Below are 22,143 nucleotides of genomic sequence, written 5' to 3' on the forward strand. Positions count from 1 at the left end.
CATCAGATTACACTCCATTTCCAGTAAATTTTTGGGAATTCAGGAATTTACTCGTTTGGAATACCGAGAGTATATTAGACTGTATCATGAAATAATACTTTATTTTATCCTATACGATTTTTAATGACACCGGCTAATGCATGCAAAACGACTGTAGAGACAAGATGTGCTGAAAATTGGTTTGGATCTTGCTGGGGATACACTTCAACAAAGTCCATGCCAATAATCCCTTTTTTACAAAACTCATGAACCAAAGTAACTAATTCAAATGAAGTTAACCCATTTCCATCTACAGGTCCCCCAGGATTGAAAGCATAATCAAGAACATCACTGCAAATGCTTAAATATACGCAATCTACATCTTTGCTTGCCATTGCGTATATTTCATCGGCCAATATTCTTATATCCTGATGTTCCCGAATATCATTAATTGTAATGGTCACAGCGCCGGCCGCTTTTGCATTTCTGCCACTTTGCGGCTTGTTTCGGGGTCCGTGGATACCCGTGTGAATAATACTCTCATTTCGCACACCTTCCACTTCATATAACCTTGCAAATGGACTGCAGCGGGCGAATTTATCTCCATCATGTGAAGGCAAATTGTCATAGTGTGCATCTAAATGAATGATCCCCACTTTTTTCCCGCTATTTGTTAACGCTTTTACAATTGGAAAAGTAACTCCGTGGTCTCCCCCGAGTCCAATCAGAAACTTGCCGCTTTGCCATAACTTTTCGGTAAATTTTTCAATACGGCTCACTGTTTCTTCTACATCAGCAGGAACGACATCAATATCCCCAATGTCACCTAGCTTGATATGTTCAAACACATCTATATGATCCAATTCAGGCAAATAACCGCTGTACCTTGCCGAACATAATCTCATGACTTTGGGACCTAATTCACATCCTGTGTAATCACCCCAAGTAACAGCACCTTCCCAAGGAACGCCATATACAACTGCATCTACTTCAGTTAAATCTTTCGATTTGGAAATATTCAAAGCGTCCAGAAAGCACGGTGTATTTCCATAAAGCTTAGATGTCAAAGTCAATCTTCCTTTCTTGCATCATTTTTGTATATTATAAATAATAATATATGAAATTTAATTTTTGTCAATTAAAATTTTAATTTATATAAAATTAATAGATATTTTTTGGTCTTTAATAAATTTTTTTTAAAAATCTTGGCCGCGCTAAATCTGACGTTCTTATTCTAACTCTTATTACTAAGAGCTGAAGTATTACAAACCCTATAAATAAAAAAATTCCGTTCTTGCTATCCACGTTTCCGGAAAAAAGAATCAGCCCGAGTCCATTTTAAATATGAATATGGACTCAGGCTGTTTAAATGCTCGACGGGTATCATTTCAAACAATAAGCTTATATTGCTAATTTTAACACTGTGTGATATAAAACATTTGCTCCTTGAGCGCAATCCATTTTTGAACTATACTCTGAGGGATTGTGACTAATCCCTTTGTGAGACCTGACAAACAGCATGCCTATTGGACAAATGGATTTAAATTGCATGGCATCGTGGCCTGCGCCACTGGGAAGTGTCATTGTTTGAATTCCCAGATCTTTACAAGACTCCTCCAGCAATTGGCGTATTTTCAGCGAGCATGGAACAGGTGAGATTCTTTGCAAAGTACTGATGCTAATATCAATGTTATGTTCATTACATAATTGATTCGCATATGATTGAATGGATTTTTCCGCTTGGTCCCTTGCATTTTCATCAATATCTCTTAAGTCCAATGTAAATTCAACTTGACCAGGTATGATATTCACTCCGCCCGGCTTCACTGACACTTTTCCGATTGTAGCCACCATATGAGGGTTTTTCTTTGCTTCATTCTCTATATTCCTAATCATATCCGCAAAAGCGATAAGTGGGTCTTTCCGCAAAGACATTGGGGTGGCCCCTGCGTGGCCTGATTCTCCTGTAAGAACCCACTTTGTCCATAAGGGACCGGCAATCCCCGAAACAATCCCAACCGGCAAATCATGTTCTTCCAATACTTTTCCTTGTTCAATATGCAGTTCCAAGTAACACTTGATGGACTTGGGATCCCTTCTCACATCATCAATTCTATCGGGATTTAGCCCTTCCAGTTTCATGGCTTCTTCTATGGAAATACCCCTTTGATCTGTTCTTTGCAAATCACTTTTATTTAGCGTACCAGTAAATGCTCTGCTCCCTATCATTCCAAAATGAAATCTGCTGCCTTCTTCATCGGCAAATGCAATCACCTCAATAGGATGATCAAGACTAATCTTCCTTTCATTCATCGTTTGCAGCACTTCAATTCCTGCAATAACTCCCAATGCACCGTCAAAGATTCCGCCTTCCTTGACAGTGTCAATATGAGAGCCAATGATGATAGAAGGCGCATTTTTTATTTTACCTGTTTTTTTGCCAATCAAATTTCCGATATGATCTTCTTGAACTTCCAAACCTGCCTCTGCCATATATTTTGCCACTAACCCTTTTGCTTTCCGGTCTTCTTCGGTAAAGGAGAAACGTGTAACTCCTCCACTTCCTTGTTTTCCGATCTTCCCCAATTCATGCAATCTGTTCCATAAACGATCATCGTTAATCATCCGATTCACCCCTTTGGCACAAGTGCGTTAATTCCGATTTTCTTCCATTTGAAACAGGAAATGACAACACCCTTCCTTCAGAACATATTTATCATGTACAACTTTAAAATCCGGATTATATCCTTTGGCTATAGAAGGATCAATCATATGGCAATATAAAATCCCATATTCACCCATGCCATCTTTTTTCCATTGATCACCGAATACACATTTTGTAAAAGTTTGCTCAATTTCGTCGGAACGATGAATCGTTTCATATTCAAACAAATCACTGCGCCCCATATCGTAATGTGACAAATAATTTTCCAGTGTATTTGGTTTCCCCATCTGAAGGGCACGTTTAGCAATATTGCGCCCCCGTTCCTCGCCGAATGTCCAGACTCCGTTCATCATTGCTTCTTCTCCCTGTTTCCCGTAAGAGTCCACTACTGCTTTTGCTATATGGGCAAAAATTTTCGCCATCAATCCGTAAATAGAAATCGGCTGGCTTACACCGGCTTTTTCTTGTGCATCTATGAATTGTTTATATGTTTCCTCTACTTTATTGGGATCCAGTAATTTTTCATGGCTGTATAATGCACTTTCTTGAATATCATATTTACACGGAGCCGATTCTATCATTTGAATTTGTTCATCTATAAAGCTGCTAATACCTTCCTTAAAAGTTTGAAGACCTTGCTCTCCGAGTTGTTCTTGGACTGAATGTTGAATATGATGAATCAGGTTGGCTGTTATCGTAAACATTGAGACTGGCTTAAGCTTGATTTCCTTTTCAGACATAAAAATATCTCTCCTTCATGATTGTCCTAAATTAATTATATATCATTTCAGGTTGAATACCCGTTAACGCCTTGCTTATATCTTCGATAAGGTCCTCTGAATCTTCGAGCCCTGCAGATAGACGAATTAATCCGTCTGAAATGCCAAATTCGGCCCGCTCGTCAGCCGGAATTGAAAAGTGGGTCATTGTAGCCGGGTGCTGAATGAGCGTTTCCGGATCACCCAAGCTAAATGAAGTAATCATAATCTCAAGTGAATCGATAAACTTTCTGGCTGCCATTTCACCACCCTTTAATTCAAAGGAAACGATCCCTCCATTTCCTTTCATTTGCTTTTTGGCCAATTCATGTTGAGGGTGAGAAGGCAGTCCGGGATATAAAACTTTTTCCACGCTTGGGTGGCCTTCTAAAAACCTGGCAATTTCCATCGCATTTTTACAATGCTGCTCCATCCTTACACCGAGCGTTTTTAATCCCCGCAATATTAAAAACGCATCCCATGAACTTAATGCTTGACCCAGATCACCCGCCAAATAGTGGCGCATATACTGAATATCAGTAGATTTGCCTACGACAAAACCCGCAATTGAATCGCCATGCCCATTAATATATTTTGTAGCGCTATGCACGACGATATCAGCCCCCAGTTCCAACGGTTTTTGTAAGTAAGGGGACATAAATGTATTATCAACGATTAACGGTATAGAGTAAGATTTGGCTATTTTAGATATCCTTTTTATATCCAGAATGGTTAGTAAAGGGTTGGACGGTGTTTCAATATAAATCGCTTTGGTATTGTTTTTGATTCTTCCAACTATTTCATCAGAATTGTTACAGTCAACAAAATCAAAACCAATCCCATACCGAGCTGCAAAATTTGTTAAAAATTTGTGAGTTCCTCCGTAAACATCCTTCGTAACAATCACATGATCTCCCTGCTTTAAAAAAGCAAGCAACGCAACAGATATAGCAGCCATACCGGAACTTACACCAAGCGCTGCCTCCCCGCTTTCCAGCGATGCTATTTTTTCTTCCAATACCGCAAGGGTTGGGTTCCCGTATCTTCCATAATATACACCTTCTTTTTCTCCGGAAACAACAGCTGCCGCTGTATCACAATCCGGAAAAGCATATCCTACGGCAGGAATGATGGCCTCAGCGAGCGGACCATTTCGTTTTATGTTTTGTCCCTTGTGGTGAATTAAAGTTGTATTCATGCCCCACTCTTTTTTCATTTCTATACCTCCTGTAAAAATAGCTATGGTTATTCGACGCTTACAGTCATTATAAGTATCCGTTTTACATTATTCAAATTAATATTTATGATATAATATATAATCAAATCTGATGTAAAGGCGGGGATTATCTTTGACCATTGCCAGATATGAAATATTTAGAACGGTCCTTGAAACGGGTGGTTTTTTAAAAGCGGCAAATGAACTCCGGTTAACTCAATCAGCCGTCAGCCAAGCCATTTCCAGTCTGGAATCTGAATTTGGTCTTACGCTGCTTACAAGAGGTCGTTCAGGAATCAAATTAACGCCTAACGGAGAAAAAATTCTATTTCATATTCATCAAGTTTTAAATGCTCATGAGCAATTGTTGCAGGAAGTTGCGGAAATGAAAGGGATCAAAACAGGCGTTGTACGGGTAGGGACTTTTCCAAGTGTCTCGATTAACTGGCTGCCACAAATCATTAAAAACTTCAAACAAAAATTTCCCCATATTGATATTAAGTTAATGGAAGGGAACTATGATGACATTAGCAAATGGATTACGAACGGTGTCGTGGACTTTGGTTTTTTGTCATTGCCAACTGATCAATCATTTGAAGTCATACCATTAAAAAAAGATAAGATTCGATGCATTCTTTCCGACCAACACCCTTTGAGCCACCAGGATACTATTTATTTTGAACAGTTAAAAAATGAATTTTTAATTATGCCCAAAACAAATATTGATAAAGATGTCAGGAAAATTTTAAAGCAAAATAATATTATTCCCAGCGTTAAATATGAAATGGAGGAAGATCAGGCCATTATCGCCATGGTGCAAAACAATTTAGGCATGAGCATCCTTCCGGAGTTGATTTTATATCGTCTTCCAGAAAATATCCGAATGGCCAATTTAGAAGGTGATTATTACAGAACGATTGGCGTTGCAGCAACCTCATTTAAACGCTTATCTCCATCAAGTGAAATGTTTTTGAATGAAATCGTTCAGTGCGTTAAGTCCGAGTCATTTTAAAGCCGATTATTTATGTTCAACATATGCCTAGTTTATATTTGACCCGGATAAACCCCGTCCATTTTACTTAGAAATGGGCAGCATCTTGAGAAACCCGGTGTTGGTTTCTATTTTTCCACGGAACAAAACCACCATTTGGCAAATATGGATTAAAAAAGGTGATGTTATGAAAATAAAATTATACGAAAACAATAAGCATTTCACAGCGGGAATGACCATGAAGGATGAAAGCGGGCTTGAAAAAAACAACATGGCTCTCCATGTGTGCAAAAACCCTGATCATGTCGTGGAAAACCGCAAAATGCTGGCAGCCTTTTTGAATTGCCGGCTGGATGATTTTGTTTGCGCCCACCAGACGCATAGCGCGAATTTCCATCGGGTTACGCTCGAAGACAAAGGCCGGGGCGCTGGTCAGTCTGAAACTGCCATTCCGGATACGGACGCTTTGTATACGTTTGAGCCCAATCTGTTACTGTGCACCTTTACGGCGGATTGTGTACCGGTCATTTTTTCCAATAAAGTCAATGGCCTCGTCGGCGTGATTCATTCCGGATGGCAGGGAACCGTCAAAGAAATTACCTTAAAGCTGTTTAAGCATTTGAAACAGATGGAAGGCTGTCATCCAGGTGACTTTCATGTACAGCTTGGAGCGGCACTCAGTCAGGAAAAGTTTGAAGTGGATGAGGATGTGTACGTAAAATTTAAAGACCTTGGCTACGCGGATGATTTTATCTATTACAATTCCCAAACCGGCAAATATCATATCGATAATCAGCTCACCGTAAAAAAACAATGTGAGCTGGCAGGCATTCCCGCTGATCAAATTAAGATTGATCAGACTTGCACCTACTTGAGTCCGGACGGTTTCTCTTATCGTCAAAACAAGAAATGCGGAAGACATTTAACTTTTGTCATGCGTAAAAGATAAAGCCTTCCATTCATATTCGGAAGGCTTTATTCATCAAGGATTGGTTGACCATATTCCGACTGATTTGACAAAGACACGCGGATGCAGCTTTAACTGTGCAACCATTACTTCAGCCAGATCTTCCGGCTGCATCACTTTTTCCGGGTTGCCGTCTGTAAGATTTTCTGCAAAAGCCAAATCGGTCGCAACGGTGCTCGGTGTTAAGGCGGATACACGGATGTTATGCTTTCTTACTTCATACATAAGTGATTCAGTAAGCCCCAGTACGGCAAATTTTGAAGCGCTGTACGCGCTTGTTACCGGCCCGCCTTTTTGTCCGGCAGTGGACGAGATGTTGATAATGTCTCCGGATTTCCGCTCAATCATGTCCGGCAGAACCGCTCTAGTGACATAATACATGCCCATCAAATTGACATCGATGATGTTTTTGAATTCTTCGGGAGTGAGCTCAAGGAACTTTCCAAACTTGGAAATCCCTGCATTGTTGATCAGGATATCAATTGGACCAAGTTCCGATTTGACATGTTCAACGGCTGCCATGACAGAATCATTTTCCGATACATCAGCGACAGCCACCGTCACCCTGACTTCATATTCTTCGAGTTCTTTGGCCACTTTTTCAAGATTCTCAAACGTTCTGCCAATCAATCCTACATGGATGCCTTCCTTTGCAAAAGCGATTGCTGTCGCTCGTCCAATACCCCTGCCGGCTCCGGTGATCAAAGCGTTTTTCCCTCTTAAGTTCTGCATTGACATTCTCCTTTGCTTCATTTTGCTGCAAAATACTTTGAAATCAAAATATATCATGTCCCGAAATACATTTCCAAATCATTCGTTTCGGGCCATACACTTTTGATAAGCAAAATGAATAAAATAAACAACGCTTGAACAGGGCGAGGCGGAACCGAATATAACAAACATATATGCTATTTAGCTATCTTGACTGCACAACACCGCAACGATGCCATTTTCGTTTTTGACATACAAAATCATTCCAAAACTAAATCATTCGCCCGTACCAAATTGTCGTATGTATCATCTACTATAATAATTTGTACAGGTTTGGGGGTTAAAAATTGAATATCGAGCTTAAAAAGTTTGTGGACCCATTACCCATTCCGGAAACGCTGAAGCCTTTGCGAAAAGGGAAGGATGACGCATATTACGAGGTCCGCATGGAAGAGTTCCATCAGAAACTGCATCGCGACTTGAGGCCAACGAGGCTTTGGGGATATAACAGCCAGTTTCCCGGCCCCATTATTGATGTCAACCGCGGTGAACCCATCCGGGTAAAGTGGATAAATAAACTGCCAGACAAACACTTCCTTCCCATTGACAAGACAATACATGAAATTGGCAAGCTCCCGGAAGTTCGGACTGTCACACATTTGCATGGGAGCGAAAGCAAAGCAGAAAGTGATGGCCACCCGGAAGCCTGGTTTACCAGAAATTTCAAACAAACAGGTCCCCATTTTAAAAAGAAAATTTATGAATATCCCAATCACCAGCGTGGAACGACCTTATGGTATCATGATCATGCAATGGGAATTACAAGATTAAACGTTTATGCAGGTCTTGCCGGCATGTATATCATTCGTGATGAACACGAAAAACGACTGAACTTGCCTTCGGGAAAATACGAAATCCCTCTCATCATTATGGACAGATCTTTCCATGATGACGGTGCGCTTTTATATCCGCAACAGCCGGATGATCCTGCTGAAAATTGGCCGAATCCCTCAGTCACGCCATTCTTTTTAGGAGAAACGAATGTAGTAAACGGAAAGTTATGGCCATATATGAATGTGGAGCCCCGTAAATACCGGTTTCGGATTTTAAATGCGGCAAATACTCGGGCCTACCAATTGTATCTTGATTCAGGCCAGCCATTTTACCAAATTGGCTCTGATGGAGGTTTGTTAAAAAGACCAGTAAAAATGGATAGATTGGAGATGGAACCTAGTGAACGCTGCGATGTAATCATTGACTTTTCGGAATATTGGGGAGAGACGATCACACTAAAAAATGACCTCGGGCCGAATGCCGATCCGAAAGATGAAACAGATGATGTCATGCAGTTTAGAGTCAAATTGCAACTTTCAGGCAAAGATAAAAGCAGAATTCCCCCCATTCTATCGCATATTCCTTCACTAAAACAAAATCCGATTCAACGAATAAGAAATCTTAAACTGGTTGGTTCAACCGATGAACTTGGCCGCCCGTTGCTTCTGCTCAACAATAAAATGTGGCATGATCCGGTAACGGAAATGCCGGAATTGGGGTCAACCGAGATTTGGTCCTTGATTAACGTGACGAATTTTACCCATCCCATCCACATTCATCTGATTCAATTCCAGGTATTGGACCGGCGTCCGTTTGATCTCGACCGCTATAACCAGGACGGGGCCATTGTGTTTACCGGCCCGGCCATCCCGCCTAAACCGAACGAGCTCGGGTGGAAAGATACGGTTGCTGCCCACGGGTCGCAAATTACACGTATTATTGCCAAGTTTGAACCATATTCTGGTGACTATGTATGGCATTGTCATATATTGGAGCACGAAGATTATGACATGATGCGTCCACTAAAGGTCATCAAGCCGAAAAAAATTGAAAAAGAATAACATTCGCCTGTTCAACACCTTTTGATCAAATAAAACTCAAGGCCCCAGTGCCAAAAAGCTACTGAGGCCTTTTTAACTACGTCATCAAGTGGTAGTTCGTGGCGGCCCCCTATTTCTTGATCAAGTGCCGCAATACGTGATATAAGGCGTTGTTGACGCAGGTACCGTGCAGTATTCTGCTTGTTCTTCTGTATAGGCGTAAGGGTTGGAAAGGACAGTCAGCAGACGCTCCGTCACGCTGTAGTCTTCTTTTTCAACAGCTGCCTCCAAAGCCTCTTCTACCCGGTGATTCCTCGGAATGACGGCAGGGTTGCTTTTTCTCATTAGCTCTTTAGATACGGCTGTTGATTCCTGCTGGCGCTCAAGTCTTTCCTGCCACCGGTTTTGCCATCGGGAAAATTCTTCCGTTTTAAAAAGTTCCATACCATCCATTTGATTCAACGTCAACGCTCGAAAAGTATTGGTATAATCCGCACGATGTTTCTTCATCAAATCGAGGAGTTCATTGATCAGCTCCTCATCTTGGTCTTCTTCATTAAATAGCCCGATTTTTGCTCTCATTCCTGCAAGCCAATGGGAATGAAACAGCTCCGTAAAACGTGAAACCTTATCTTGAGCCATTTTCACAGCCTGCTCTGCGTCCTCATGCAGCAACGGCAACAACGTCTCAGCAAACCGGGCAAGATTCCACCCTCCAATAATGGGCTGGTTTTTGTAAGCGTACCGCCCTTGTGTGTCAATGGAGCTAAATACGGAATCCGGATCATACTTATCCATAAAAGCGCAGGGACCGTAATCGATCGTTTCTCCGCTGATCGTCATATTATCGGTATTCATGACCCCGTGAATAAAGCCGACAAGCTGCCATTTGGCGATCAGCTCTGCTTGGCGATTGATTACTTTCACAAGCAAAGAAAGATACTTGTTTTCGTCGTCTGCAATCTCCGGAAAATGCCGTCTAATGGCATAATCAGCCAAAATCTGAAGGTTCTTAACCCCGCCCCATCTTACAACATATTCAAAAGTACCGACCCGCAGATGGCTGGCCGCGACACGTGTCAAAATCGCTCCGGGCAGCTTTGTTTCGCGCAAGATAAGTTCACCCGTTGTGACAACTGCCAGACTCCGGGTCGTGGGAATGCCAAGCGCATGCATCGCTTCGCTAATAATATATTCGCGCAGCATCGGCCCCAGCGCAGCACGGCCGTCTCCGCCCCGGGAGTAAGGGGTTCTGCCGGAACCTTTCAGTTGAATATCAAACCTTTCTCCTTGAGGCGTGATCTGCTCGCCCAATAGTACTGCCCGCCCGTCTCCCAACATGGTAAAATGGCCAAATTGATGTCCCGCGTATGCTTGGGAAAGAGGCTCAGCCCCTTCCGGTATGCTGTTACCGGCAAACACCGCCGCTCCCTCGTTACTTTGTAGCGCCTCTGGGTTCAATCCCAAAAACGCAGCCAACTTTTCATTTAACATAACTAATTTTGGCGCGTGTACCGGTGTTGGATTCAGGCTGGTAAAAAACATTTTCGGCAACTGGGCATAGCTATTGTCAAAGTTCCATCCTGCTTGGATATTTTTACTCATTGTATCTCCTTTGGTTTACGAAAGTGATTTGGGTTCATGTCCCCTAAATTATTTTAATAATGTTTGCTTTTGTTTATGTATTATACCCTTTCAGGGCATGTTTTGTAATGGAAGCTCCAAATTGCCGCACCCCCTTAGTAAGAGGTAGGAGATTGGATTTGATTAAATTGGCGAACCTGCCAGTTTATACTTTTGATCTAAAAAGCCCTGCAAGATCTTCAATCTTGCAAGGCCCTTTTCATTAATTTTCTTCTATTTCTCTGCGATTTTTCTTGAATAGCTTGGATAAGACTTCATACACGATTGGGACAACAATCAAAGTCAGCATTGTAGAACTTGCTAAACCGCCGATGACGGTAATGGCAAGGTCTCTGGAGATTAACCCCCCGCCGCCATTTCCCAGCGCCAATGGGATTAATGCACCAATTGTAGCGATTGCGGTCATGAGGATTGGTCGCAGGCGCGTAGCCCCAGCTTCCAAGATCCCCTGGCGCATCGTCAATCCAGCCCGTTCCATCCGAATGACCCGGTCCACCAGAACGATGGCGTTCGTCACAACAATACCGATCAGCATCAATAACCCCATCATAACGGAGACCGAAATCGTTTCACCGGCAATGAATAAGCCGACAAATGACCCGATAACGGTAAACGGCAATGAGAACAAGATCGCAAACGGGGCAACACCTTCATGGAAGGTCACAACAAGGATAAAATACACAATGGCAATTGCTGCTAGCATGGCCACGCCAAGTTGTGTAAATGTTTCCTCCATATCTGCCTGTACACCGGCAACATCGACTGTCACACCTTTAGGCAAATCCAGATTATCTACTTCTTTACCAATCTGGGAAGTTACTTTTGAAATATCTTCACCTTTCACCGTCCCCGAAACCGTTGCATAATATTCACCTTTACTGCGTGCAAGTGTATTGAACGTAGAGCCTTTCTTTACTTTGACAAGTTTTGAAAGGGGCAAAGTGCTTCCTTGCGCTGTAGGCACTTGTTTATCCAAAAGTTCATCGATCGATTCCGGTTGGGCCGTTTGTTCTTGTTGAACAATGACATCTAAAGAGTTCCCGTCTTTTTCCACCGTCGTTAATACATCTTTTGTTTTTTCCGGATTTAGCATCATCACGAGCTGGCCCGTTGTCAATCCATATTTCAGCAATTCAGCCTGTTCAACTCGGAATGTATATTCAACATAAGCTTCCTCGGCACTGGACGAAACATCTTTTAATCCATCATTTTTCTTCATGATGTCTTCTACCTGTTTAACCGATTCATTCAGTTTATCTAAATTTTCGCTGTAAAGGGTGTAACTCACTTCATTGGTAGCGCCTGACATCGAAGAAAAGTCCTGGCTTTTCCATTCCCCTGACTGATCAAGCTCGGTTACATATTTTTCTATTTTCTCCTTTACTTCCGGGAAGTTTTCCATGTCCGGGTCAAAAATCAGGTACATTAAGGCACCGCCTGAGCCGCCGCCCATCATCGCTGCGGAAGGGTCCCCCGCTTCCGTGACAGACACTTGAACAATATCAATATCATTACGTTTCAGCATTTTATCTTCAACGACTTTCACATTTTCCAAAGTGTCTTTGCGCAATTCCCCTGCTTTTGGCGTGTACGTTAAGTACATCACTTTCTCTTCATCACTGCCCAAAAAGCTGAAGCCGATGAGCGGCGTTAACGCCAAACTGCCTGCTAATAAAGCGAATGCAACCACTGATGCAATAATTTTGTGGTTTAGCACCTTGTTAAGGAAGCTTTTATACCCGTTTGCCAATTTGCCCGGCCCTTTATGGCTCTTTTCCGTTTTCTCACCGTATAATTTCTTTTTAAACAAGAAATGCGAGAGGGCTGGAACGATCGTAATCGCCACTAGCAACGAAGCGCCAAGCGCAAACGCCATCGTTAAGGCGAATGGCATGAACAATTCACCGACCATTCCGCCGACAAAAATCATCGGTGCAAATACAGCAACCGTTACTAATGTTGATGACATAATTGGTTTAAACATTTCAATGGTCGCTTCACGTATAAGAGCTCGGCCTGTTAATTTTTCTTCTTTTAAATGCAAACGCCGGTATATATTTTCCACAACGACAATCGAGTCGTCGATGACCCGGCCGATCGCAACTGTAACGGCCCCTAGCGTCATAATATTTAACGTGATATCCATCCAATTCAACAGCAGTAATGCCATAAATATGGACACCGGGATCGATATGATGGAAATGAGCGTTGATTTGAAATCCCGAAGGAAAAGCAGGATGATCAATACAGCAATCAATCCGCCAAATAATGCTTTTTCAACCATCGTTGCAACGGATTCTTCAATCGGTTTTCCCTGGTCAAGCGTCACATCAATGGAAAGGCCGTCATATTTCGCCTTTTCCTCTTTGATCAGCTTCTTCACCTTATTCACAACATCGACTGTGTTTGCCTGCTGATCTTTGACAATTTGAATCGCAATGGCATCTTTTCCGTTTGTACGGGAAACAGACTCAACTTTTCCTACTGTCTTGACTTTTGCAATGTCGCCAAGCTTCACAAAAGGAGATGGGTTCGCAGCAGACGGTGTGACAGGAATCAACATATCCTTTAATTCATCAACAGTCATGAATTTCCCATCAATCGATACAGCCTGCTCGCCTTCTTTAAACTCATAAAGCCCCAGCGAAACATCCATGTTGCTGGCTTGAATTATTTCTTTAACTTTATCTTCCGTCAAATCCAATTGATCCATTTTCGCTTTGTCATACGTGAGGTCCACTTCTTCGATATGCTGGCCGGTCATGGTGGCTGAAGCCACACCATCGAGCTTTTCGATTTTCGGCAGCAAGCTTTCCTCTACGGTTGACGTTAATTCAACAATATCCTCTTTTGAACTGCTGACACTGAGGGCAACAACCGGCATCATGTTCATGCTGATGGCGGACGTTGTCGGCTCCTCTGCCTCTTCCGGCAGTTCCACGTTATCCAACGCGGATTTTAATTCCCGTTTTGCCTCGTCCATATCGATTCCATATTCGTACTCTACTTGAATACTCGCCATGTTGGAATAAGAATTGGAATAAACAGCTTTTACATGGTCAAGTCCCTCTACTGCTTTTTCTATTGGCATGGAGACATCTTCCATGACCTGTTCAGGGGTTGCTCCAGGATATACATCCGTTACCATTATGAAAGGAATGGAAATATCCGGGATCATCTCCGTTTTCATTCGTGTCCCAGAATAAATACCGGATACTGTAATAATAATTGTAAGCAGCCATACCGCAAGTTTATTCTTTAAGACAAAATTGACTAATCCCTTCACTATTACACCTGCCCTTAAATTGACTTTTTCATTACAGTTATCTATAATAATGACTGGTTGGTCATTTGTCAATGAATACCTCGGGAGAGATCAATTCCAATGATAAAAAAACAATTGATTATGGACAAGGCGCTGGAGCTTTTTGCAAAGCAGGGATTTGAGGCTACATCCGTTCAGCAAATTACAGAACATTGCGGTATTTCAAAAGGGGCATTTTATCTGTCCTTCAAGTCTAAGAACGAACTGATATTGGCGTTGATTGATCAATTTATGATGCAATTTTTATCCGACATTGACTACTTGGTCAAAAACACGGAAAATAAAACGCTTTTATATGAATTTTATCAGACACTGTTTGATTCTTTTCAAAGACATACGGACTTCGCCAACATCTTCCTCAAGGAACAGATGCAGACAATGAATGAAAAGTTTATGGAAAAAATGTATTCCTTTGATAAATCGCTGGAGCAAACGATTTTAACCATAGTGGAACGGGTATATGGCGGAGAAATCGAAAAGTCTAAATATGATTTAATGTATTGCATCAAAGGGTTCTTGGATACTTATTTACGGTTCCTTTTATTCTGTGAGGCGCCGGTGGATTTAAAATTACTGGCCCAGTCACTTGTAGAAAAAACAAATATACTGGCAAGGTACACGACTATTCCCTTTATTTCACAAGGGCTGGCCCAGATGTTTAAATACCCGATCAATAAAGAAGCAACGAAGGAACAAATCCTTGAAATAATTGACGAAAAAATGGAAGAGATGGAAGAATCAATTGAAAAGGAATCACTCGTCCTGTTAAGGCAACAGTTATTGGAGCCAGCTTTCACCAGCCTTGCGATCGTAAAAGGTTTACTGGAAAATATTCGGAATCATCCTCATTGTAAATGGATCTCCTATTTGCTCCGGCGTTATTGGGAATTGTAAAAAAACCCCTTCTTCAAGCGGATTGCTTGAGAAAGGGGTTTTCTGTTTCCCATGACTCTGCATCATCATTTAAGAGGGCTTTAGGTAACATTATCATAACCGGCTTTTACAAACTTCAGGTCTTCCACAAGCAAGGGGTATAAGTTGGGACGGCGTCTGGCAGCAAGCGGGTGATAAGCAACGGTTGTTTGATATCCGTTTACATGATGCCACCTGCCCCGCATGCTTTTCACATCGAACTCCTGATTCCGAAAGAAAGACTGTACGGCCACATTCCCCAAACAAACAATGAGATCAGGCTTGCCATCACGCAGCTGATCTTCCAAATGGCGGATGCAGATTGCTCGCACCCGTTCCTTGTCATAAGCACGTACGGGTTTTCTTTTTAAAATATAGGTAACATATAACTCATCTTTATCCAAACCGGCTTCATGGGCTGCTTTCTGCAACGTTTGCCTCGTTCCGCAAACGATCGGATTTCCTTCGCGGTTTTCGCGGGCGCCTGGATTATCCAGGATGATCATGATCGGCGCTTTTGGATTTCCTTCGCCCCATACCAGACGCGATCCGTGTTGATACAATCCGCAGTCCTGGCAATTCTTTTGAAATTCCGGCGGCAGATCCTCGGGCCAAACCTCCGGACAAAATGAACCCATGCATTCACCTCTCTTATGGCACAAAAAGCACTCGCGATGACGAAAGATATCCAAAACAAGGATACCTTGCGTACATTTGCCATCTCCATTGTACAATCGGCTCATTCTATTTTTCCCGATCGGAAAAAATGAATTCACGGCAAGTTTTTTCACGGTCTGCTTTACATTAGCGATATAAATATCAGAATTCCCGGTTTTCAAAATGACTTTTACGTGATCTATGGGTAAAATGGTGAATAGATAGATTCATATATAATTTAAAGTGAGGAAAATCATGATCAAAGCAATTTTTTTCGATTTGGATGATACCCTGTTATGGGATCAAAGAAGTGTAAAAGAGGCTTTTGCTGCTACATGTAAAGTGGCCGAAGAACGTTGCGGGTTGGACCCAAATCAACTGGAAGAAGCCGTTCGCGAAAATGCGAGAAAGCTTTACTCTTCCTATGAAACCTTTCCATTTACCCAAATGATCGGCATCAATCCCTTTGAAGGGTTGTGGGGAGAATTCCGCGATGGAACAGAGGATTTCCAAAAATTAAGCACCATCGTTCCGCAATACCGCAAAGATGCCTGGACTTTGGGCTTAAAACAATTAGGCATAGATGATCCGGCTTTAGGGCTCGAATTGGGAGAGCTTTTTCCAAAGAACCGCCGCAAAGCCCCGTTTGTGTATGATGATACATTTCAAGTATTGGATACATTAAAAGAAAACTATCGGTTGGTCCTGATTACAAATGGTTCGCCAGACTTGCAAAATACAAAACTGGCCATCACCCCGGAACTCGTCCCATACTTTGATCATATTGTCATCTCGGGCGGTTACGGAAAAGGAAAACCCGATAAAGGAATCTTTGAACATGCCCTTTCACTCGTGTCTTTGCAAAAAGATGAGGTCATCATGGTGGGCGATAACTTAAATACTGATATTTTAGGGGCAAACCGCGCAGGAATCAAATCCGTGTGGATCAACCGGGAGCAAAAAGCACGAAATGAGGTTGTACCTTCCTTTGAAATTCGGCAATTGAGCGATCTATATGAGCTTTTGGAGAAAACAAAAAACTGACAAACATTTGTCCTGGTCAGGTTTTTGTTTTTAAGAGCAAGCGATCATACGTTTATGGCCTTCTTCTGATAAAGGTGATTTTTCCAATCAACATGAAATCGTTAAGTATGTACAACGATGACCCTACCTGTTACTATTTATATAAAGTATATATTTTTTAGAGGAGAGTTGAGACGAGATGAGCACAGTGAAGCAAAAAGGTTATTTCGGCCAGTTTGGCGGCAGTTTTGTTCCTCCAGATTTACAGAACGTACTGGACAATTTGGAAGAGCAATTCGAGAAATATAAAAATGATGAAGCGTTTAATCAAGAATTTGCGTATTATTTAAAAGAATATGTTGGCAGAGAAAATCCCCTCACCTTTGCCGAAAGGCTGACGGACGAACTCGGCGGGGCAAAAATTTATCTGAAACGGGAAGATTTAAACCATACTGGAGCCCATAAAATAAATAATGCCATCGGGCAAATTTTATTGGCCAAACGAATGGGCGTCAAGCGGATTATCGCTGAGACCGGCGCGGGGCAGCATGGAGTGGCCACCGCTACTGCCTGTGCGATGTTCGGAATGGAATGTGTCATTTATATGGGGGCCGAGGATACGCAAAGACAGGCACTGAATGTGTTTAGAATGGAGCTATTGGGTGCAAAGGTTGTCCCTGTTGAAAAAGGCCAGGGACGTTTAAAAGATGCTGTTGACGAAGCACTAAACGATTTGATCCAAAACCATGACCATACCTTCTATTTACTTGGGTCAGCAGTCGGTCCGCATCCTTATCCAACGATCGTGAAACATTTTCAAGCCATTATCAGTGAAGAGTCTAAAAAACAAATTCTTGAAAAAGAAGGAAAACTGCCAACAGCCGTTGTCGCCTGTACAGGCGGAGGAAGCAACGCGATCGGCGCATTTGCCCATTATATAGACGATAAGGATGTGCGCCTCATCGGCGTCGAACCTGATCAGGCTCCTTCCTTGACGAAAGGTGTACCTGCCGAGCTGCACGGATTCAAATGTTTGGTACTCATTGACGAAAAAGGAAACCCGCAGCCAACCTACTCCATCGCTGCCGGCTTGGATTATCCCGGAATCGGGCCCGAGCACAGCCACCTGAAGGAATCCGGCAGAGCCGAGTATTACACTGTATCGAATGAAGAAGTGCTTGATGCCTTTAAATTGTTATCAAAGATAGAAGGCATCATCCCTGCACTGGAAAGCGCACACGCAATTGCCTATACGATGAAACTTGCTCCAACGTTGGATAAAGACGATGTGATCATCGTGAATCTTTCCGGCCGCGGTGACAAGGACGTGCAACAAGTGTTTGAAATGGAGAACAAATAATCGGCAGGGGCGTGGTCCCTGTCTTTTTTTAAAAGATATGTATATTTTTCGTTTATTATCATAATCGGGGACCTTTATTATCGGGAAACACTGGTTGATGATCATGATCTGTACTTATAAAGCAGCTTTCTTTTGAGAAGAAAGCTGCTTTTTTATGGCACTTATATCTGATCCTAAATTTCAAGTTTAGAAAGTCCACAAAACCTTGAGTATAAACTAAAATAAAGTCACGGCTAAACTAGTTTCTGCCTCATTAGCTAAAAATAAACTCGTTTTTTTTGCAACTATTTCGCGGCCAGCGGCATCTAAGTATTATAGCCACTTAGAAAGGGGGCCGGCCGATTGGATTTTGTCGATCGATTAAAAGAAAAAGATGAACACGCATTAGTGGAAGTCATGCATCAATATGGGGACTACTTATTACGAACCGCTTATTTGTTGATAAAAGATCATCAAACGGCTGAAGAAGCGGTTCAAGATACTTTTATTACTGCTTTTGATAAAATTCATCAGTTGGAGAACCCCGAAAAACTAAAGAGCTGGCTTACCACCATTATCATTAATGAATGCCGTTCCCGGATGCGAAAATGGCATTGGAAACATATTTTTCTTCATTTTGATGTTGTGGAACGAATCACAGATAACGAAACCGTTCAGGGCCCCGAAGAATTATTATTTGAAATCGCCCGGAATCAAAATGTAAGCAAAGCCATTCAACAATTGGACTATAAATATCGCGAAATGATTACGTTGTATTATTTCAATGAAATGAAAATTCCGGAAATTGCAGTGCAGACGAAAACGAATGAAAATACGGTGAAATCAAGACTGAAACGCGGCCGGATGTTATTGAAAGAGATATTGATGAAAGGGGATGTTCCGAATGAACAAACAGCGGCTAACATTAAAAAAACAGCTCGATAATGAACTGAAGCATCTCACGTTTTCCAACCAGCAGGATGTCGTTGACCGTCTCCAGTCAATAACTTGGAAGCAAAAAGCCATGTTGATTTGGAATAAAGAAATCGAGCTCCCCTTACTCCCAATAGCTGCGATTTGTATGGTGATATGTTTATCACTCGGAATGAAATACATCGCCGGAAACGGCAGTATTTCCGATTCCACGGCAAGGAAAACGGGCGAACTCGTTAAGATAGATGGATATGTGTATTGGAAAGATGACCTGGAAAAGATGGTGGCCCGGTATGAAAATTAAAATGAAAGTGAAACATGCTGTCCTTATTTTGATCGGTATATTGCTGTTTATTCCATTGATCACGTTTGTCATCGGGCCGCAAACCCATTTATATATAGCGAAAAAACAAGCGGAGTACGGCCACCCGGCAGCGAAAGAAAAGCTGTTGCGATCACTTGAAAGCCGAACCATTTCCGATTCGCAAAAATGGACGATTATTCGGGACTTTATGCTTGCATATCCAGCGGGCAGCCGCTTTGATGTATATATTGGACCGTTGTTTTCCGAATTCAGCCACCGGCCAGGAATATTTACTTGGGAGGAAAAGCTTCCTTATCTGAACATGTATGTGAAGAAAGGCCCGATAGATGATGATTTCGCTTCCGCTGCAACACTGCTTGCTGCCTATTATGAAAGCATTGGCCATAATGGCAAGGCGCGGGATATTCTCCAGCAAGCCATAAAACGAACAGCCGGGAGTGACAATCCATGGGTTGCGCAGGAACTTCAATCTCAACAAGTGCGAATGGCTATAAAAGCGGCCAATTATTCCGCTGCAGAACAGCTTTTACAAGATATGAGCCAAAACAGCGACCCGGAAAATGATGATTTACAAGCTGCCATTTCCCTCATGAAAGCCGAATACAAAGTTCACCAAGGTGATGTGCAGGATGCTCTCAAGGAAGTCACAAACGCGTTAACACAATACGAAGCAAAGCAGAAAGAAGAGGAATCAGATGGTGTGCCTGTCGTATATGAACAACTTTTATCCATGAAAAAACATATAAAAAATGCAGTATCGAAACAAGGGAATATGAAGAATACGGTCAAAGGAAGGATTGTATACAGCAATGGTGCACCTGTTGCCAATGCAGGCGTCTTTTTACGGGCCAATGAAGACGCAAGCCGCAGCATCTCGGGAGATGAACGGTATCAGCAAATAACGGATGCGGATGGTTATTTCGAATTTCAAGGGGTATTGCCAGGAAGCTATCAAGTCACCCTGGGATTAGACTTTGATCAAATCGATGGCTGGACATGGCCTGTTGATATGGATGAATGGATTGATGTCGGTAAAAAGAAAACCACAACATATAATATTACCTTGCAAAAACTCATTGAGATTAAATCCCCGGTCAACCAGCAAAAAGTAACAGATCCATATATTCATTTTGCCTGGGAGAAGGTGGAAGGCGCAGACTATTACCAGTTAAGCTTGGGAGCAGATATGGATTCAGGCTCCGTCAGTACTGTGTTTAAATCGTATATTACAGACAATCAAATCAATGTACCGGTAGAAGAGGTATATAATCATCCGCTTGGTGTAATATTCCCTGGTGATGATCCGTCTACAGTAAGCCCGAAGTCACTATTGGCATTTACAAATACGAATAACCGGTTTTCATGGTCTGTTGAGGCCTACCGTGCTGATGGAGAGCTGATTACACGCAGCAACGGTTATCGGCTGGATGAAGATACGATCGGGAGCTTGCCTTTCTTTTATGTAAAGAAACGGAACATGACAAAAGCCGACCATTTATTGCTTGATAAAAAATTGAATAAAGCATTGGCAGCCTATAAATCCAATTATGAAAAAAATCCGAACGACATCCACAGTTTGCGTATGATTGTCCGGCTGATAAATGCCCAGTCTGACGAGCATTTACCCGAGTCTGCAAAAGGCATTCCCTATTTAGAAGCCTATTCGGAAAAGACGAATGCCCCGGACGCAATCTTCAGGCTTGTGATATATTATTATGAAAAACGGCAATGGGATGCCTTCCACAATTGGTTTGACCGGTATGCAGCAGCGGTTGATGGCCATCTTGAGGGCTACGATCAAGGCATTTATGCGAGCGCGCTCATGAAACAAGGGAAGATAAATGAAGCGAGCGAACGTTTTCATCAAGTCATGGAGCTGGATAAAAGCCATGGCTTTGTCGGAAGCTGGCTGGCAGTCGAACTATATGGCGGAAAGACGTTCGATCATGTCCTACACATTGCCAAGGAATATCCGGAAAGGCCTTTTGCCGACGAAAATAGGGATTGGTTTTACATGGTTCAAGCACTTCAAGAGGAAAGTGAAACAGATCCCCATTATCGACAGGAATTAAAAAATGTGCTTGACCTTTACTTTCAAAATAAAGATGAACAGCTATCCCATTGGTTGAAAACATCCGATAAACCGGCGATGAAGGAATTTGTTAAAGCGGTGAGGGAAGTGCGGTAGGATCGGCGGGAGAGTACTGCTGCATACTAGTAGTTGCTCTCTTGTTTAATTCGGCAATCCTCCCCATAATGCTGGCCGTTTAGCCCCTTTCATAGCGTGATCCCCAGGTCCTCAGACTCAGGAATGGAAGAAATATAGCGCAGGCTTGTTCAGGAGTGTGATAAAAAATTGACCGGAAACTAGTAAAAAAACAAATCCATGAATGTACAGTCGATGAATTAAAAGAATGGCGGAAGCATGCAGTAAAATGTCTTCACTATTTTGTAAAAGCGCGAAATGATTTTGAGATTGAAGAATGTCATTTTGTGATCTCCAACATCGATCAAAGGCTAAAAGAAATAAACAAAGACTGACTCCCCCCTACTGAGTGCAGGGGGGTTTTCAATCAAACCGGCCTTATGGTAATCTCGTTCACATTTACATAAACAGGCTGGGTAACCGCATATAACACAGCTTTTGCGATATCCTCGGCCTCCAGTTTTTTACGGTCGGACCTGCTTCCGCTCAATGAAGTGTCTACCATGCCAGGGGAGATATTGGTCACACGGACACCGGTTCTGCAAATCTCCTTTAACTCATATAGCGTCTTCCAATAACGTTTGGAGCGAATCCATTTATCTTTGTTTCCTTTTTTAA

General features: G+C 42.3%; 18 protein-coding genes. 9 read left to right on the top strand and 9 right to left on the bottom strand.

Features of this window, described 5'->3' with window-relative positions:
- Positions 1-104: 104 nt before the first annotated feature.
- The 4 genes from AB1L08_RS17180 to AB1L08_RS17195 form a co-directional block, all read right to left on the bottom strand.
- On the bottom strand, positions 105-1,046 hold the full coding sequence (locus tag AB1L08_RS17180) for an agmatinase family protein (RefSeq protein WP_413065879.1): 942 nt from the start codon (positions 1,044-1,046) through the stop codon (positions 105-107).
- Between the two features lie 334 nt (positions 1,047-1,380).
- Positions 1,381-2,604, bottom strand: coding sequence for a Zn-dependent hydrolase (locus AB1L08_RS17185; protein WP_413065880.1), 1,224 nt, complete (start codon positions 2,602-2,604; stop codon positions 1,381-1,383).
- 27 nt (positions 2,605-2,631) lie between these two features.
- The gene (locus AB1L08_RS17190; protein ID WP_413065881.1) at positions 2,632-3,384 is read right to left on the bottom strand and encodes an L-2-amino-thiazoline-4-carboxylic acid hydrolase; all 753 of its coding nucleotides are present in this window, start codon (positions 3,382-3,384) and stop codon (positions 2,632-2,634) included.
- Between the two features lie 31 nt (positions 3,385-3,415).
- Positions 3,416-4,618, bottom strand: coding sequence for a trans-sulfuration enzyme family protein (locus AB1L08_RS17195; protein ID WP_413065882.1), 1,203 nt, complete (start codon positions 4,616-4,618; stop codon positions 3,416-3,418).
- Between the two features lie 133 nt (positions 4,619-4,751).
- Here AB1L08_RS17195 and AB1L08_RS17200 point away from each other — a divergent pair, with 133 nt between their 5' ends.
- Positions 4,752-5,630, top strand: coding sequence for a LysR family transcriptional regulator (locus tag AB1L08_RS17200; RefSeq protein ID WP_413065883.1), 879 nt, complete (start codon positions 4,752-4,754; stop codon positions 5,628-5,630).
- A gap of 166 nt (positions 5,631-5,796) precedes the next feature.
- Complete coding sequence (gene pgeF, locus AB1L08_RS17205; protein ID WP_413065884.1) at positions 5,797-6,558, top strand: peptidoglycan editing factor PgeF; 762 nt, start codon at positions 5,797-5,799, stop codon at positions 6,556-6,558.
- A 33-nt stretch (positions 6,559-6,591) separates the two neighbouring features.
- On the opposite strand, the gene AB1L08_RS17210 is transcribed toward pgeF, so the two are convergent.
- Positions 6,592-7,308 (bottom strand): 3-ketoacyl-ACP reductase, encoded by a 717-nt coding sequence (locus AB1L08_RS17210; protein ID WP_413065885.1) that lies wholly within the window; start codon positions 7,306-7,308, stop codon positions 6,592-6,594.
- 326 nt (positions 7,309-7,634) lie between these two features.
- On the opposite strand from AB1L08_RS17210, the gene AB1L08_RS17215 reads away from it, so the two are divergent.
- Positions 7,635-9,182, top strand: a complete 1,548-nt coding sequence (locus AB1L08_RS17215; protein ID WP_413065886.1) for a multicopper oxidase family protein — start codon at positions 7,635-7,637, stop codon at positions 9,180-9,182.
- Between the two features lie 120 nt (positions 9,183-9,302).
- On the opposite strand, the gene AB1L08_RS17220 is transcribed toward AB1L08_RS17215, so the two are convergent.
- Together AB1L08_RS17220 and AB1L08_RS17225 are read right to left on the bottom strand one after the other, a co-directional pair.
- Entirely contained in the window at positions 9,303-10,766 is a 1,464-nt protein-coding gene (locus tag AB1L08_RS17220; RefSeq protein WP_413065887.1) for a protein adenylyltransferase SelO, read from the bottom strand.
- Positions 10,767-11,007: 241 nt separating this feature from the next.
- Positions 11,008-14,091, bottom strand: a complete 3,084-nt coding sequence (locus AB1L08_RS17225) for an efflux RND transporter permease subunit (RefSeq protein WP_413065888.1) — start codon at positions 14,089-14,091, stop codon at positions 11,008-11,010.
- A 99-nt stretch (positions 14,092-14,190) separates the two neighbouring features.
- Here AB1L08_RS17225 and AB1L08_RS17230 point away from each other — a divergent pair, with 99 nt between their 5' ends.
- Positions 14,191-15,024 carry a TetR/AcrR family transcriptional regulator gene (locus AB1L08_RS17230; RefSeq protein WP_413065889.1) on the top strand — a complete coding sequence of 278 codons (834 nt, stop codon included), beginning with the start codon at positions 14,191-14,193 and terminating at the stop codon, positions 15,022-15,024.
- 80 nt (positions 15,025-15,104) lie between these two features.
- Here the strand turns inward: AB1L08_RS17230 and AB1L08_RS17235 are convergent, their stop codons facing one another.
- Complete coding sequence (locus tag AB1L08_RS17235; protein WP_413065890.1) at positions 15,105-15,680, bottom strand: uracil-DNA glycosylase; 576 nt, start codon at positions 15,678-15,680, stop codon at positions 15,105-15,107.
- Between the two features lie 274 nt (positions 15,681-15,954).
- Between AB1L08_RS17235 and AB1L08_RS17240 the strand changes: the two genes are divergently transcribed.
- From AB1L08_RS17240 to AB1L08_RS17260, 5 genes are all read left to right on the top strand, one after another.
- On the top strand, positions 15,955-16,743 hold the full coding sequence (locus tag AB1L08_RS17240; protein WP_413065891.1) for an HAD family hydrolase: 789 nt from the start codon (positions 15,955-15,957) through the stop codon (positions 16,741-16,743).
- 178 nt (positions 16,744-16,921) lie between these two features.
- Positions 16,922-18,082 (top strand): tryptophan synthase subunit beta, encoded by a 1,161-nt coding sequence (trpB, locus tag AB1L08_RS17245; RefSeq protein ID WP_413065892.1) that lies wholly within the window; start codon positions 16,922-16,924, stop codon positions 18,080-18,082.
- 342 nt (positions 18,083-18,424) lie between these two features.
- Positions 18,425-19,006, top strand: coding sequence for an RNA polymerase sigma factor (locus tag AB1L08_RS17250; protein ID WP_413065893.1), 582 nt, complete (start codon positions 18,425-18,427; stop codon positions 19,004-19,006).
- On the top strand, positions 18,966-19,298 hold the full coding sequence (locus AB1L08_RS17255; protein WP_413065894.1) for a hypothetical protein: 333 nt from the start codon (positions 18,966-18,968) through the stop codon (positions 19,296-19,298). The genes AB1L08_RS17250 and AB1L08_RS17255 overlap by 41 nt, the downstream gene beginning before the upstream one ends.
- A complete protein-coding gene (locus AB1L08_RS17260; protein ID WP_413065895.1) occupies positions 19,288-21,507 on the top strand; it encodes a carboxypeptidase regulatory-like domain-containing protein in 2,220 nt (739 codons plus the stop codon). The genes AB1L08_RS17255 and AB1L08_RS17260 overlap by 11 nt, the downstream gene beginning before the upstream one ends.
- A 385-nt stretch (positions 21,508-21,892) precedes the next feature.
- Here AB1L08_RS17260 and AB1L08_RS17265 read toward each other — a convergent pair.
- Positions 21,893-22,143, bottom strand: a 251-nt coding sequence (locus AB1L08_RS17265) for an SDR family oxidoreductase (RefSeq protein WP_413065896.1), incomplete at its 5' end; no start/stop codon positions are given.

Origin of the sequence: Siminovitchia jepli, assembly GCF_047228825.1 — a bacterium.
GTDB lineage: Bacteria > Bacillota > Bacilli > Bacillales > Bacillaceae_C > Siminovitchia.

Bases quoted from the DNA above. Each gene is read 5' to 3' on its own strand.
- AB1L08_RS17185 (WP_413065880.1), bottom strand. From the start codon at position 2,604: ATGATTAACGATGATCGTTTATGGAACAGATTGCATGAATTGGGGAAG.
- AB1L08_RS17190 (WP_413065881.1), bottom strand. From the start codon at position 3,384: ATGTCTGAAAAGGAAATCAAGCTTAAGCCAGTCTCAATGTTTACGATA.
- AB1L08_RS17195 (WP_413065882.1), bottom strand. From the start codon at position 4,618: ATGAAAAAAGAGTGGGGCATGAATACAACTTTAATTCACCACAAGGGA.
- pgeF (WP_413065884.1), top strand. From the start codon at position 5,797: ATGAAAATAAAATTATACGAAAACAATAAGCATTTCACAGCGGGAATG.
- AB1L08_RS17210 (WP_413065885.1), bottom strand. From the start codon at position 7,308: ATGCAGAACTTAAGAGGGAAAAACGCTTTGATCACCGGAGCCGGCAGG.
- AB1L08_RS17220 (WP_413065887.1), bottom strand. From the start codon at position 10,766: ATGAGTAAAAATATCCAAGCAGGATGGAACTTTGACAATAGCTATGCC.
- AB1L08_RS17230 (WP_413065889.1), top strand. From the start codon at position 14,191: ATGATAAAAAAACAATTGATTATGGACAAGGCGCTGGAGCTTTTTGCA.
- AB1L08_RS17235 (WP_413065890.1), bottom strand. From the start codon at position 15,680: ATGGGTTCATTTTGTCCGGAGGTTTGGCCCGAGGATCTGCCGCCGGAA.
- AB1L08_RS17240 (WP_413065891.1), top strand. From the start codon at position 15,955: ATGATCAAAGCAATTTTTTTCGATTTGGATGATACCCTGTTATGGGAT.
- trpB (WP_413065892.1), top strand. From the start codon at position 16,922: ATGAGCACAGTGAAGCAAAAAGGTTATTTCGGCCAGTTTGGCGGCAGT.
- AB1L08_RS17255 (WP_413065894.1), top strand. From the start codon at position 18,966: ATGAACAAACAGCGGCTAACATTAAAAAAACAGCTCGATAATGAACTG.
- AB1L08_RS17260 (WP_413065895.1), top strand. From the start codon at position 19,288: ATGAAAATTAAAATGAAAGTGAAACATGCTGTCCTTATTTTGATCGGT.